Here is a 13240-nt window from a genome sequence, read left to right as displayed (position 1 = left end):
GTGGGCCCCTCTGCTCAATTTGTCGACGTACCGATAGAGTCGCAGCACCCTCCTTATCCCCGGCCGTCGCCGTACAGAAAGGTGCGCTCCGATGACCGAGCATCATCTGCCGTCCGAGCTCGAGGTCTCCCCCGAGGCCCCCGACCGCAACCTCGCCCTCGAGCTTGTCCGCGTCACCGAGGCCGCCGCCATGGCCGCCGGCCGCTGGGTGGGCCGCGGCGACAAGATCGGTGCCGACGGCGCGGCGGTCAACGCCATGCGAACCCTTGTCTCCACCGTCTCGATGAACGGCGTCGTCGTCATCGGCGAGGGCGAGAAGGACGAAGCGCCCATGCTCTACAACGGGGAGCGGATCGGCGACGGCACCGGCGCCGAGGTCGATATCGCCGTCGACCCGATCGACGGCACCACGCTCAACGCCAAGGGCATGCCGAACGCCATCGCCGTCCTGGCCGCCGCCGACCGCGGCACCATGTTCGACCCGTCCGCGGTCTTCTACATGGACAAGCTGGTGACCGGCCCCGAGGCCGCCGACTTCGTCGACATCAACGCCCCCGTCTCGGTCAACATCCGCCGGGTCGCCAAGGCCAAGAACATGTCCCCCGAGGACGTCACCGTCGTGATCCTGGACCGCCCCCGCCACGAGGGCATCGTCAAGGAGATCCGGGAGACCGGCGCCCGGATCAAGTTCATCTCGGACGGCGACGTCGCCGGTTCGATCATGGCCGTCCGCGAGGGTACGGGCGTGGACCTGCTGCTCGGCATCGGCGGTACGCCCGAGGGCATCATCTCGGCCTGCGCCATCAAGTGCCTCGGCGGAGTCATCCAGGGCAAGCTGTGGCCCAAGGACGACGCGGAGCGCCAGAAGGCGATCGACGCCGGGCACGACCTGGACCGGGTGCTGTCCACGAACGACCTGGTCAGCGGGGAGAACGTGTTCTTCGTCGCCACCGGCATCACGGACGGCGAGCTGCTGCGCGGCGTCCGCTACCGCTCGGAGACCGCGACCACGTCCTCGCTGGTGATGCGCTCGAAGTCCGGCACGATCCGTCAGATCGACTCCACGCACCGGCTGTCGAAGCTGCGCGCGTACAGCAAGATCGACTTCGACCGCGCGAAGTAGGCGGGGCGGGAGACGAACGAACGGAAGGGGCGCCCCTCGTGCGGGGGCGCCCCTTCCCGTGTGTCGCGTGTGACCGCTGCCGTGCGCTCAGGCCGCCGAGGGGGACTTCTTCAGCTCCACCTCGCGCCGGCGCCGCCGGGCCAGGACCACGCGGCGCTCGGCAGCCGTGAGGCCGCCCCACACCCCGTACGGCTCGGGCTGGAGCAGGGCGTGCTCCCGGCACTCGACCATCACGGGGCAGCGGGCGCAGACCCGCTTGGCCGCCTCCTCGCGCGACAGGCGCGCGGCCGTCGGTTCCTTCGAGGGGGCGAAGAAGAGCCCGGCCTCGTCGCGGCGGCACACCGCCTCCGCGTGCCAGGGACCGGCCTGATCCTCCCGAGCAGGGATGCGCTGAGGCGGAACGGCGGCTACCTGCAAGGACTGATGCGGCAGTTGCAGCACGGTCTACTCCTGACGACGGATTCGCGAGCGAGAGACGATGAGCCAGTCCCTACCCGCTGTGCGCACTCCTAAGCACTGAGTGGCACTGAGTTCCGACGCACGGAATTGCGTATCGGCGCGCGCGGCGCGAAATGCTCCGGTCCGCGCGGCCGTCAGCCGAGGTGTTTGCGCAGGCGGTCGTGGAGATCGGAGATACGGCGGCCCCGCTTGGGCTTGGCCTCGACATTGCCGAAAACCGAGTAGCCGTTGACGACGACCACAGGCGCCTCGGGGTCGGCGGCCTCCAGCGTGACGACCTCGAAGTTCCCGAAGAAGCCGGTGCCGCTGCCGCGCAGCGTGATGTTCTCGGGGACGCGGACCTCCACGCTGCCGAAGATCGACGTCGCGTTGATGACGGTGAGGCGCTGTCCGAAAAGGGCCTCGGTGAGGTCGATCTCGACGCTTCCGAACAGGGAGAACGCGTTCGTCCTGCGGCCGACGCGCCAGCGTCCCTTGCGGGTGGAACTGGAGAACACGGCGACGAGGTTCTCGGGAGGGCCGGCGGGCTCGCCGCTCTCCTGCGCGTACGGGTCGCTGCCGGAGCGCCGGCCGGCCGCGGGCAAGTCCCTGACGAGCGGCTCCAGTTCACCGAGGGTCTTGGCGCGGTAGACGGCATCGATGCGCTCGGAGTGCTCCTCGGCGTCCAGCCGGCCTTCGGCCAGGGCGTCCCTGAGGATGTCCGCGATCCGGTCGCGGTCGGCGTCCGAGGCGCGGAGGGCATCGCCGGCCTCCCGCGGAGCGGCGGGCTTCTGGGGCTGCTTCTCGAGGTCCACGGAACCAGCGTAGCGAAACGCGATAGATCGCGACTAGTCGGCGCCACAAGCGCCTTCGGCTCTCACCGGGAGGCGAGCACCGAAGGACCGGCACACCAAGAGTCCGTACATACGCGCACCATCCGGATGAATCACTCACAGCGGCAGGCCCGACACGCATCGTGGCCCTCACTTGGCCGACCCGTACATCGCCCGTCCGGAACTGAGCCTTACCTCACAGGCCCGGCTCCCCAGGCGCGCTCTACGCTGGAGAGCGCGCTGCCAATGGAGGCGGCGCTGCTGTCTGCCGAGTGAGGAATGGCCGAAAAATGCCAGAGTTTGCGTACTCCGATCTGCTCCCCCTGGGAGAGGACACCACGCCCTACCGCCTGGTGACCTCCGAAGGTGTCTCCACCTTCGAGGCCGACGGCCGTACGTTCCTCAAGGTCGAGCCGGAGGCGCTGCGCACGCTCGCCGCCGAGGCGATCCACGACATCCAGCACTACCTCCGCCCGGCCCACCTGGCGCAGCTCCGGAAGATCATCGACGACCCGGAGGCGTCGAGCAACGACAAGTTCGTCGCCCTCGACCTGCTGAAGAACGCGAACATCGCGGCCGCCGGTGTCCTGCCCATGTGCCAGGACACCGGCACCGCGATCGTCATGGGCAAGCGCGGCCAGAACGTGCTGACCGAGGGCGGGGACGAGGAAGCCCTCTCGCGCGGCATCTACGACGCGTACACCAAGCTCAACCTGCGGTACTCGCAGATGGCCCCGCTCACCATGTGGGAGGAGAAGAACACCGGCTCCAACCTCCCGGCGCAGATCGAGCTGTACGCGACCGACGGCGGCGCGTACAAGTTCCTCTTCATGGCCAAGGGCGGCGGCAGCGCCAACAAGTCCTTCCTCTACCAGGAGACGAAGGCCGTGCTCAACGAGGCGAGCATGATGAAGTTCCTGGAGGAGAAGATCCGTTCGCTCGGCACGGCCGCCTGCCCGCCGTACCACCTGGCGATCGTCGTCGGCGGCACCAGCGCCGAGTTCGCGCTCAAGACCGCGAAGTACGCCTCCGCGCACTACCTCGACGAGCTGCCGTCCGAGGGGTCGGAGCTCGGGCACGGCTTCCGCGACGAGGAGCTGGAGAAGAAGGTCTTCGAGCTCACGCAGAAGATCGGCATCGGCGCGCAGTTCGGCGGCAAGTACTTCTGCCACGACGTGCGCGTGGTGCGTCTGCCGCGGCACGGCGCCTCGCTGCCCGTCGCGATCGCCGTCTCCTGCTCGGCCGACCGCCAGGCCGTCGCGAAGATCACCGCGGAGGGCGTCTTCCTGGAGCAGCTGGAGACCGACCCGGCGCGCTTCCTGCCGGAGACCGAGGACGCCCACCTCGACGCGGGCGACGTCGTGAAGATCGACCTCAACCGGCCGATGGACGAGATGCTCGCCGAGCTGACCAAGTACCCGGTCAAGACCCGGCTGTCCCTGACCGGCCCGCTGGTCGTCGCGCGCGACATCGCGCACGCGAAGATCAAGGAGCGGCTGGACGCGGGCGAGGAGATGCCGCAGTACCTGAAGGACCACCCGGTCTACTACGCCGGCCCGGCCAAGACTCCCGAGGGCTACGCCTCCGGCTCCTTCGGTCCGACGACGGCCGGCCGGATGGACTCCTACGTCGAGCAGTTCCAGGCGGCGGGCGGCTCCAAGATCATGCTGGCCAAGGGGAACCGGTCCAAGCAGGTCACCGACGCGTGCGGCACGCACGGCGGCTTCTACCTCGGCTCGATCGGCGGCCCGGCCGCGCGCCTCGCGCAGGACTGCATCAAGAAGGTCGAGGTCGTCGAGTACGAGGAGCTCGGCATGGAAGCGGTGTGGAAGATCGAGGTGGAGGACTTCCCGGCGTTCATCGTGGTCGACGACAAGGGCAACGACTTCTTCCAGGACCCGGCGCCCGCGCCGACGTTCACGTCGATCCCGGTGCGGGGACCGGGGCTCGTCTGACCCGGCCCCTTCCGTCGACACGACAGAGCCCCCGGCACCCGCCGGGGGCTCTGTCGTTGCCCTCGGACCGCCGCGGCGGCCGCGTCGTCCCGCTTGATGCGGCCGCTCAATCAGATGATTCTTGGACATATGGCGATATCGCCGCGCGATGACGAGCGGACGGCCACGCCCGGTACCCCCCTGGCGGTGGTCGATGAACGCGGCATCGTCACGGGCTGGAGCGAGGCGGCCCGCCGGCTGACGGGGTACACGGCGGAAGAGGTGACCGGCCGGCCGGCCACCGTGCTGGCGGCCGGGGACACCGGCGACGCATGGCGGACGCTGCGGAGCGGCGGCACGGCGGTGGTGGCGGTACGGCACCGGGACGGGCAGCACGGCGAGGTGGTCCTGCGGGGGTGCTTCATGCGGCGAGGCCCCGAGGAGCGGCCGGAGTTCGTGATCACCATCGCGGAGCCGGACGGCCGGAGCGGCCGGGACGAGGCTCTGGGGGCGCTGGCGTTCCAGCAGGCGTCGATGTCGATGTCCGTCTTCGACACCGAGCAGCGGTATCTGCGGATGAACGACACGGCGTGCCGGGTCATGGGCATCCACGAGGACGAGTTCCTCGGCCGGTTCTACCTGGACACGGTGGAGCACGCCGATCACAGCAGGGGGTTCCTGCGCCACCTGCGGCAGGTGGCCGAGACCGGGCAGCCGGTCCACTACGAGAGCTACACCCGCGCGCCGTCCGGGTTCCGTGAGCACGCCTGGAACACCGAGATGTGGCCGCTCCGCGACTCCTCCGGGCATCTGCTCGGTGTCGCACTCGCCGCGTTCGACAGCAGCGAGCAGCACTGGGCGCGGCAGCGGCTGGCCATACTGAACGAGGCCGCGGCCGGCATCGGCACGAAGCTGGACGTGATCCGCACCGCCCGGGAGCTGGCCGAACTGGTGGTACCCCGGCTCGCCGACTTCGTCAGCGTGGACCTGCTGGACTCCGTGCTCCAGGGCGAGGAACCGGCCGTCGGCCCGGTGGGCGCCGATGTGGAGCTGCGCCGGGTCGCGCACCACTCCCCCAGCGCCGGGACACCGGAGGCGGCGGTCGATCTGGGCTCGGCGGACGTGTATCCGCCCTTCTCGCCGCCCGCCCGCGCGCTCGCCACCGGCCGGACGGTGCTCAGCAGGACCGGTGAGAGGGACCTCGACACCTGGCTGACACGGCACGGCGCGCGGTCCGCCAAGCTCCGCGAGGCGCACGACGCGGATCTCTCCCTCATGGCCGTGCCCCTGCGGGCGCGCGGTACGACGCTGGGGGTGACCGTTTTCGTCCGTCAGCTCACCCCTCAGCACCCCGACCCCTTCGACGACGCCGACGTGTCGCTGGCGGAGGAGCTGGCCAGCCGCGCCGCCGTGTGTGTGGACAACGCCCGCCGGTACACCAGGGAGCGCACCACCGCACTGGCCCTGCAGCGCAGCCTGCTGCCCCAGTCGGTGGCGGGGCAGGCGGCGGTCGAGTTCGCCTCCCGCTACCTTCCGGCGCTGTCGCAGGCCGGGGTGGGCGGGGACTGGTTCGATGTGATTCCGCTGTCCGGGACCCGCGTGGCGCTGGTCGTCGGGGACGTCGTCGGACACGGCATCCACGCCTCCGTCACCATGGGGCGGCTCCGTACGGCGGTGTGGACGCTGGCCGACGTGGATCTGCCGCCGGACGAGCTGCTCACCCACGTGGACGACCTGGTCGGGCATCTGTCGACCGACCAGAGCACGGAGGCAGGGGAGATCGGGGCGACCTGCCTGTACGCGGTGTACGACCCGGTGTCACGCCGCTGCACGGTCGCCTCCGCCGGGCATCCGCCGCCCGTCGTCCTGTACCCCGACGGAATCGTCCACGTCGTCGAGGTGGCCGCCGGCCCGGTGCTCGGTGTCGGCGGACTCCCCTTCGAGGCCACGGAGTTGGAACTGCCCGAAGGAAGCGTCCTGGCCCTCTACACGAACGGCCTCGTCGAGGCGCGCGACCTCGACGTCGACCAGGGCACCGCGGCCCTCTGCGGCGCCCTGGCGGCCCCGGCCGCCAACCTGGAGGACGCCTGCGACACGGTGCTCAAGGCCCTGCTCCCCGACCGCCCCGCCGACGACGTGGCGCTGCTGCTCGCCCGTACCCGCACGCTGGACGCCGGCCAGGTCGCGGTCTGGGACCTGCCCGTGGATCCCGCGGTGGTCGCCACCGCCCGGCAGTACGTCACCGAGCGGTTGACGCACTGGGGACTGGACGACCTCTCCTTCGCCACCGAACTCGTCGTGAGCGAACTCGTCACCAACGCCATCCGCTACGGCGGCGCCCCCATCCAGCTGCGGCTCATCCGCGACCGCACCCTGATCTGCGAGGTCTCCGACGGCAGCAGCACCGCGCCCCACATGCGCCGGGCCCGCGTCTACGACGAGGGCGGCCGCGGCCTCCTGCTGGTCGCCCAAGTGACCGACCGCTGGGGCACCCGCGCGGGCGTCACCGGCAAGACCATCTGGGCCGAACAGGCGCTGCCGACGCCCGACCTCTGACGCCATGTCCCTTTCGAGAGTCTCCGGAGCCGCCGACGAGACCGCGGCCCCCGTCCTGCAACGGACGGGGGCCGCGGCGTTCGGCGGGACCGTGGCCAGGGGGGTGTCCGGCGGATCTTGGCCGGACACCTCCTAGACGAACCGCTGGTTCGCCGAGCCGTCGCAGGTCTGGAGCCGCAGCGGCTGCCGCGCCTGCGCCTGGGTCAGGCAGAGTCCGGTCGCGGCCGCCGGCCGGACCGTGGCCCCGTCACGGACGAACGCCTGGTTTGCCCCGCCGTGGCAGTCCCAGACGATCAGCGCCGCGCCCGTCCGGTAATCGGCGCCCGGCACGTCCAGGCAGCGGTCCTGCGTGAGCTCCGTGTGGACGGTCCGCCGGGTGGAGTCGTGCCACCAGTTCTGGTTGCGGCCGCCGTGGCAGTCCCAGCCGAGCACGGCGCTGCCGTTGGCGCTGTCGGCGGCTTGCACGTCGGCGCAGTTGCCGGTGGCCCCGTTCTTCAGCGGCTTGTAGACGTCGTCCCAGGCGTACGGGAAGAGGACCGGCTTCCCGGTCGAGTGGATGTCGGCGCAGCTCGCCTCCCGCGCGTTCGAGGCGTACAGCTGCGTCAGGCACGACGCGAAGGCCGCATGGCCCCGGATGTTGGGGTGGAAGGACTGCCGGACCGAGTTGGCGTCCGGCGGGAAGGGGTTGGAGACGTCTACGTACAGCCCGCGCGCCCACGTGTCCTCGTAGCAGACCTCATGGCCGTGGAAGAGGCGGGAGTTGTCGAGGTACACCGCACCCGTGCTGCGCGCGGCCGCGCGCATGCCGCGCTGGAGGGCCGGGACGGCGGCGTTGCGGCCCCACACCGTGTCGGAGTCGTAGCCCATGCCTCCGCAGGCAAGTTTGCCGGGGAAGTGTGGGTTGTCGCGGAAGTCGGGGCCGATGGGGCTCGGGTAGCCCATCACGACGAGCTTGTAGTCGCCGTCCGCGTAGCCGGCGTCCCGCATGACGGTCCGCAGGTCGCGCACGGTCTGTTCGACCTTGGGGACGAGTCCGTCGACGCGGGCCTGCCAGCCGGGTGCGTACTTCGGCTCGCAGGGCCCCTGGAAGAGCAGGTATCGGGTGACGCAGTCGGTCATCACGGGGCCGAACTGGAGGTCGTCGTTGGCGCCCGCGACCAGCAGCACCATCTTGATGCGGGTGTTGCGGGCCTTGACGGCCAGGTTGTCGCTCTGGACGAGTTCGTCGGCGTACTGCTTCTGCCCGCCGATGCGGATGTTGACGGTGGACGCGCCGGAGCAGGAGACGTTGTACGTGACGTCCGCGGCGATGCCCGTGCGGTGGATCGCCGCGTCGGGCGAGCGGTGGCACCAGTTGTCGGGACCGTTCGTGCCGGGCTCGTAGGTGCCGACGCCCTCGCCGGAGATCTCGCTGTCGCCCAGCGAGATCAGGCCGGTCCTGCGCTGGGCCGGCGGGCGTTCCTCCGGGCTGCCGTAGAGTGCGGTGGCCTCGGCCGCGCGGACGGCTTCGAGTTCGGGCGGCAGCGGCACCGCCGCCGGAGACGACGCAGCCGGGGTGCCGGCCGCGGCGGGGACGGTGAGCGCCGTCCCGCCCAGGACGGTGGCGAGTGCCGCGGCGGCGGCCGCGGTGCGCCTCAGTGTGCGAAGTCTTCGGCCTGTTCCCTTCATTGCGCCTCCCCGAGTTGTGGTTACTCCGGGTATTTACTGGCGGGTAGCGCAGTTGGGAATAGACGGAACAAGACAACTGCTCAACTTTTCGAGACGTTCGGGAGGAAGGACAGCGATGAGCGACGCCGACGCGGACGGGTTCCGGATCGAGCACGACTCCATGGGAGAGGTGCGGGTGCCCGCGCATGCCAAGTGGCGGGCACAGACCCAGCGGGCCGTGGAGAACTTCCCCGTGTCCGGTCAGCGCCTGGAGCGCGCGCACATCGAGGCCCTGGCCCGCGTCAAGGCGGCCGCGGCCCGGGTCAACGCCCAACTGGGCGTCCTGGACGCGGACATCGCGCAGGCGATCGCCGACGCGGCGGCGGAGGTCGCCGACGGCCGGTGGGACGACCACTTCCCGGTCGACGTCTTCCAGACCGGCTCCGGCACGTCGTCGAACATGAACGCCAACGAGGTCCTCGCGACGCTCGCGACCGAGCGGCTGGGCCGCGACGTCCACCCCAACGACCATGTGAACGCCTCCCAGTCGTCCAACGACGTCTTCCCCTCCTCGATCCACATCGCGGCGACAGCGGCGGTCACGGGCGACCTGATCCCGGCGCTGGAATACCTGGCGGCCTCCCTGGAGCGCAAGGCGACGGAGTTCGCGACGGTCGTGAAGTCCGGCCGTACGCATCTGATGGACGCGACGCCGGTGACGCTCGGCCAGGAGTTCGGCGGTTACGCGGCGCAGGTCAGGTACGGCGTCGAGCGCCTGAAGGCGTCCCTGCCGCGGCTGGCCGAACTGCCGCTCGGCGGCACGGCCGTGGGCACCGGCATCAACACCCCGCCCGGGTTCTCGGCCGCGGTCATCGCCGAGGTCGCGCGCACGACCGGGCTGCCGCTGACCGAGGCCCGCGACCACTTCGAGGCGCAGGGCGCCCGCGACGGCCTGGTGGAGACGTCCGGCCAGCTCCGCACGATCGCCGTCTCCCTGACCAAGATCTGCAACGATCTGCGCTGGATGGCGTCCGGGCCGCGCACGGGACTCGCCGAGATCGCCCTGCCCGACCTCCAGCCCGGTTCCTCGATCATGCCGGGCAAGGTCAACCCGGTGATCCCGGAGGCCGTTCTGATGGTGGCGGCCCAGGTGACCGGCAACGACGCCACGGTCGCCGCCGCCGGCGCGGCGGGGAACTTCGAGCTCAACGTGATGCTGCCGGTGATGGCCAAGAACCTGCTGGAATCGGTCAGGCTGCTCGCGAGCGCCTCCCGGCTCCTCGCGGACCGTACGGTCGACGGCATCACGGCGAACGTCGAGCGGGCACGCGAGTACGCCGAGTCCTCCCCCTCGGTCGTCACCCCGCTCAACCGGTACATCGGCTACGAGGAGGCCGCGAAGGTCGCCAAGAAGTCGCTCGCCGAACGCAAGACGATCCGGGAGGTCGTCCTGGAGTCCGGCTACGTGGAGCGCGGCGCCCTGACCGTCGAGCAGTTGGACGAGGCACTGGACGTGCTGCGTATGACGCACCCGTGATCCGCATCGCAGCGACGGGGGTGCCTTGCTCCTAAGATCTGCTCATGACAGGCACGGAACGCATCGCACGCTGGGCGCCCGGGGACCAGATCCTCTGGCGCTACCGCGGCCATGCCCCGGATCTGGACGGCTGCAGCGTGCACATCTGCCGGCCGGTCACGGTCGTCCAGGACACCGAGGAGCTGCTCGCGGTCTGGATGGCGCCGGGGACGGAGTGCGTGAAGCCGGTCCTGGTGGACGGCACTCCCGTCCACCAGGAGCCGCTCGCGACCCGCTACACGGCCCCGCGCACGCTCACCCGGGGCCGCTGGTTCGGCTCGGGGGTGCTGAAACTCGCCCGCCCCGGTGACCCGTGGTCGGTCTGGCTGTTCTGGGAGTCGGGCTGGCGGTTCAGGAGCTGGTACGTCAATCTCGAGGAGCCGCGCACCCGTTGGGCGGGCGGCGTCGACTCCGAGGACCACTTTCTCGACATCTCGGTGTACCCCGACCGCAGTTGGCTGTGGCGGGACGAGGACGAGTTCGCGCAGGCGCAGCGCGTCGGGCTGATGGACGCCCGGAAGGCGGCGCGGGTGCGGGCGGCGGGCCGGGCGGCCGTGGAGTCGATCCGGGCCTGGGAGGCGCCGTTCTCCTCGGGCTGGGAGCACTGGCGGCCGGATCCGTCCTGGCCGGTTCCGCAGCTGCCCGCCGACTGGGCCCGCACTCCGGCCCGCCGTCTGGCCTCCTGACGTGCGCCGACGGGTCGGCGGCACGCCGGAGAAGCGTTGACGCGGAGCGAAGCTGGCCGAAACTGATCGTTTCGACGACCGCTCCGCCCGATCTCTCCGCCCCTGTGACCTCGCCGGTCCCGTCCGGGTGTCCGAATCCGGTCACGGAACGCGCTCCGGCGTATACGACCTCGTGAGACTCTTGATGCGCCCCCTGGGGGCAAACGTAGGATCGTCGTCCGCAAGCTGTGCCGTACGAGGGAGAGCTGAGCGCACGCCGAGGACCGCACGTCAGCACGAGTCACCATGAGTCAGTACGAGTCATACAGGGGGTAGAGCTGTGCCGGATGCCCGCCACCCTGTCGACGCCGCCTCCAGAGCGGGTATACCGCCCCACAAGGCGGTTGCCTCGCACAACCGGCCCGGACGGACGGAATCCCACGCGTGACGGAGCATCCCACCTCCCACGAAGGCCGGCAGCCCCTGGCTGCCCGGTCCCAGGAACGCACCCGGCCGCGGGCGGAGGCGGCCGGGGCCGCAGCCGTGCCTTCCGGACCGCCGCCGAAGCCGCAGCCCCAGACGCAGACGCACGCTTTGCAGGCGCAGGCCCAGGACATCGCCGGCACCGCGCGCCGCGAGGGCGACCGGCTGCGGTTCGTGGGCGCCGCGACGCGGCGGATCGCGCGCGGGATCGACCTGGACGAGATCGTGCTCGGCCTGTGCCGGGCGACCGTACCGACCTTCTCCGACGCGATACTCGTCTACCTGCGCGACCCGCTGCCCGTGGGCGACGAGCGGCCGGTGTCGCCGTTCGTGCTCCGGCTGCGCCGCAGCGACCGGCTGCGTTTAAACGCCGATGACACCGACCAGGGCAGGGGCGCCCTCATGCCCCTGCTGGACCCGGGGACCGACCTGGCGCCCGCCGCCGAGCTGTGCGAGGTGCACTCGGGCAGTGCCCTGTCCGAGGTGCTGCGCGGGGTGCGGCCGGTCTTCGGCGACTCCGCGGCCGCGCGCGCCGCGCTGCCCGAGCTGCTCGGCGACGGACGCAGCGTGCCCAGCGGCCATCGCGCGATACTCGCCCCGCTCCGCGGCCGGCGCCGCGTGATCGGCGCCGCGGTCTTCCTGCGCCGCCCCGACCGTCCGGCCTTCGAGCCGAACGACCTGCTGGTCGCCGCCCAGCTCGCCACCCACACCGCGCTCGGCATCGACAAGGCCGTGCTCTACGGCCGCGAGGCGTACATCGCCGACGAGCTGCAGCGCACGATGCTGCCCGACTCGCTGCCCCAGCCGACCGGCGTGAAGCTCGCCTCGCGCTATCTGCCGGCCGCCGAGACGGCCCGCGTCGGCGGCGACTGGTACGACGCGATCCCGCTGCCCGGCAGCCGGGTCGCGCTGGTCGTGGGCGACGTCATGGGCCACTCCATGAAGTCCGCCGCGATCATGGGCCAGCTGCGCACCACGGCACAGACGCTCGCCGGTCTCGACCTGCCTCCCCAGGAGGTCCTGCACCACCTCGACGAGCAGGCCCAGCGGCTGGGCGCCGACCGCATGGCCACCTGCCTGTACGCGGTCTACGACCCGGTCTCGCACCGCATCACCATCGCCAACGCCGGCCACCCGCCGCCCATCCTGCTGCACCTCGGAGGCCGCGCCGAGGTGCTGCGCGTGCCGCCCGGCGCGCCCATCGGCGTCGGCGGCGTGGACTTCGAGGCGGTGGAGCTCGACGCCCCCGCCGGGGCGACGCTGCTGCTGTACACCGACGGCCTCGTCGAGTCGCGCCTGCGCGACGTGTGGACCGGCATCGAGCAGCTGCGCGAGCGCCTGGCCGACACCGCCCAGCTGACCGGCCCCGACCACTCGCCCCCGCTGGAGGCGCTGTGCGACGACGTGCTCGACATGCTGGGCCCGGGCGACCGCGACGACGACATCGCGCTGCTCGCGGCCCGTTTCGACGGGATCGCGCCCAGTGACGTCGCGTACTGGTTCCTGGAGCCGGAGGACGCGGCCCCGAGCCGCGCCCGCCGCCTGGCGCGGCGGGCGCTCGCCCGCTGGGGCCTGGAGGAGCTGTCCGACTCGGTGGAGCTGCTGGTCAGCGAGGTCGTCACCAATGCCGTGCGGTACGCGGAGCGTCCCGTCACGCTGCGGCTGCTGCGCACCGACGTGCTGCGCTGCGAGGTCGGCGACGACTCCCCGCAGCTGCCGCGGCAGCGCAGGGCCCGGGACACCGACGAGGGCGGCCGCGGCCTGTTCCTGGTGAACCGGCTGGCCCGGCGGTGGGGGGCGACACGGCTGTCGACGGGCAAGGTCGTCTGGTTCGAGCTGCCCGCCCGGTCCTAGGGGGTGTGACGGCCGCGGGCGTCACGGTGCGCGAGGCGTCCGGGCCGCACCGCCGACCTCATGACCTGCTGATACGGCGGCGCCCCGGGATCCGACCGGATCCCGGGGCGCCGCCGTTGCCGACCGAGGCC

The 13240-nt window shown here is 71.4% G+C and carries 8 protein-coding genes and 1 pseudogene; 6 read left to right on the top strand and 3 right to left on the bottom strand.

Going from position 1 to position 13240, the window contains the following annotated elements; translation table 11 throughout:
* Window positions 1–91: 91 nt before the first annotated feature.
* The gene (gene glpX, locus ACF08N_RS08330) at window positions 92–1123 is read left to right on the top strand and encodes a class II fructose-bisphosphatase (RefSeq protein WP_392323783.1); all 1032 of its coding nucleotides are present in this window, start codon (window positions 92–94) and stop codon (window positions 1121–1123) included.
* A gap of 210 nt (window positions 1124–1333) precedes the next feature.
* Here glpX and ACF08N_RS08325 read toward each other — a convergent pair.
* Together ACF08N_RS08325 and ACF08N_RS08320 are read right to left on the bottom strand one after the other, a co-directional pair.
* Window positions 1334–1465 (bottom strand): annotated as a pseudogene (locus tag ACF08N_RS08325) (WhiB family transcriptional regulator); the annotation flags it as partial.
* Window positions 1466–1716: 251 nt separating this feature from the next.
* Entirely contained in the window at window positions 1717–2376 is a 660-nt protein-coding gene (locus ACF08N_RS08320) for a DUF1707 domain-containing protein (protein WP_392323782.1), read from the bottom strand.
* Between the two features lie 308 nt (window positions 2377–2684).
* On the opposite strand from ACF08N_RS08320, the gene ACF08N_RS08315 reads away from it, so the two are divergent.
* Together ACF08N_RS08315 and ACF08N_RS08310 are read left to right on the top strand one after the other, a co-directional pair.
* On the top strand, window positions 2685–4349 hold the full coding sequence (locus tag ACF08N_RS08315; protein ID WP_392323781.1) for a fumarate hydratase: 1665 nt from the start codon (window positions 2685–2687) through the stop codon (window positions 4347–4349).
* 129 nt (window positions 4350–4478) lie between these two features.
* Window positions 4479–6884, top strand: a complete 2406-nt coding sequence (locus ACF08N_RS08310) for a SpoIIE family protein phosphatase (protein WP_392323780.1) — start codon at window positions 4479–4481, stop codon at window positions 6882–6884.
* Window positions 6885–7016: 132 nt separating this feature from the next.
* On the opposite strand, the gene ACF08N_RS08305 is transcribed toward ACF08N_RS08310, so the two are convergent.
* Window positions 7017–8552: a ricin-type beta-trefoil lectin domain protein gene (locus tag ACF08N_RS08305; RefSeq protein WP_392323779.1), complete on the bottom strand. Its 1536-nt coding sequence runs from the start codon at window positions 8550–8552 to the stop codon at window positions 7017–7019.
* Window positions 8553–8667: 115 nt separating this feature from the next.
* Here ACF08N_RS08305 and ACF08N_RS08300 point away from each other — a divergent pair, with 115 nt between their 5' ends.
* The 3 genes from ACF08N_RS08300 (at window position 8668) to ACF08N_RS08290 (ending at window position 13109) form a co-directional block, all read left to right on the top strand.
* Window positions 8668–10068 (top strand): class II fumarate hydratase, encoded by a 1401-nt coding sequence (locus tag ACF08N_RS08300; RefSeq protein WP_392323778.1) that lies wholly within the window; start codon window positions 8668–8670, stop codon window positions 10066–10068.
* Between the two features lie 44 nt (window positions 10069–10112).
* Window positions 10113–10793, top strand: coding sequence for a DUF402 domain-containing protein (locus ACF08N_RS08295; protein WP_392323777.1), 681 nt, complete (start codon window positions 10113–10115; stop codon window positions 10791–10793).
* A gap of 423 nt (window positions 10794–11216) precedes the next feature.
* Window positions 11217–13109 carry a SpoIIE family protein phosphatase gene (locus ACF08N_RS08290; RefSeq protein ID WP_392323776.1) on the top strand — a complete coding sequence of 631 codons (1893 nt, stop codon included), beginning with the start codon at window positions 11217–11219 and terminating at the stop codon, window positions 13107–13109.
* The last annotated feature ends 131 nt before the right edge of the window (window positions 13110–13240 follow it).

Source organism: Streptomyces sp. NPDC015127 (assembly GCF_043080095.1).
GTDB lineage: Bacteria > Actinomycetota > Actinomycetes > Streptomycetales > Streptomycetaceae > Streptomyces.
The sequence above is the reverse complement of the archived record's forward strand: the minus strand, read 5'-3'. Positions and strand labels throughout refer to the sequence as shown.

Excerpts from the sequence above, each read along its gene's own strand:
- glpX (WP_392323783.1), top strand. The coding sequence starts at position 92 with ATGACCGAGCATCATCTGCCGTCCGAGCTCGAGGTCTCCCCCGAGGCC.
- ACF08N_RS08315 (WP_392323781.1), top strand. The coding sequence starts at position 2,685 with ATGCCAGAGTTTGCGTACTCCGATCTGCTCCCCCTGGGAGAGGACACC.
- ACF08N_RS08310 (WP_392323780.1), top strand. The coding sequence starts at position 4,479 with ATGGCGATATCGCCGCGCGATGACGAGCGGACGGCCACGCCCGGTACC.
- ACF08N_RS08305 (WP_392323779.1), bottom strand. The coding sequence starts at position 8,552 with ATGAAGGGAACAGGCCGAAGACTTCGCACACTGAGGCGCACCGCGGCC.
- ACF08N_RS08300 (WP_392323778.1), top strand. The coding sequence starts at position 8,668 with ATGAGCGACGCCGACGCGGACGGGTTCCGGATCGAGCACGACTCCATG.
- ACF08N_RS08295 (WP_392323777.1), top strand. The coding sequence starts at position 10,113 with ATGACAGGCACGGAACGCATCGCACGCTGGGCGCCCGGGGACCAGATC.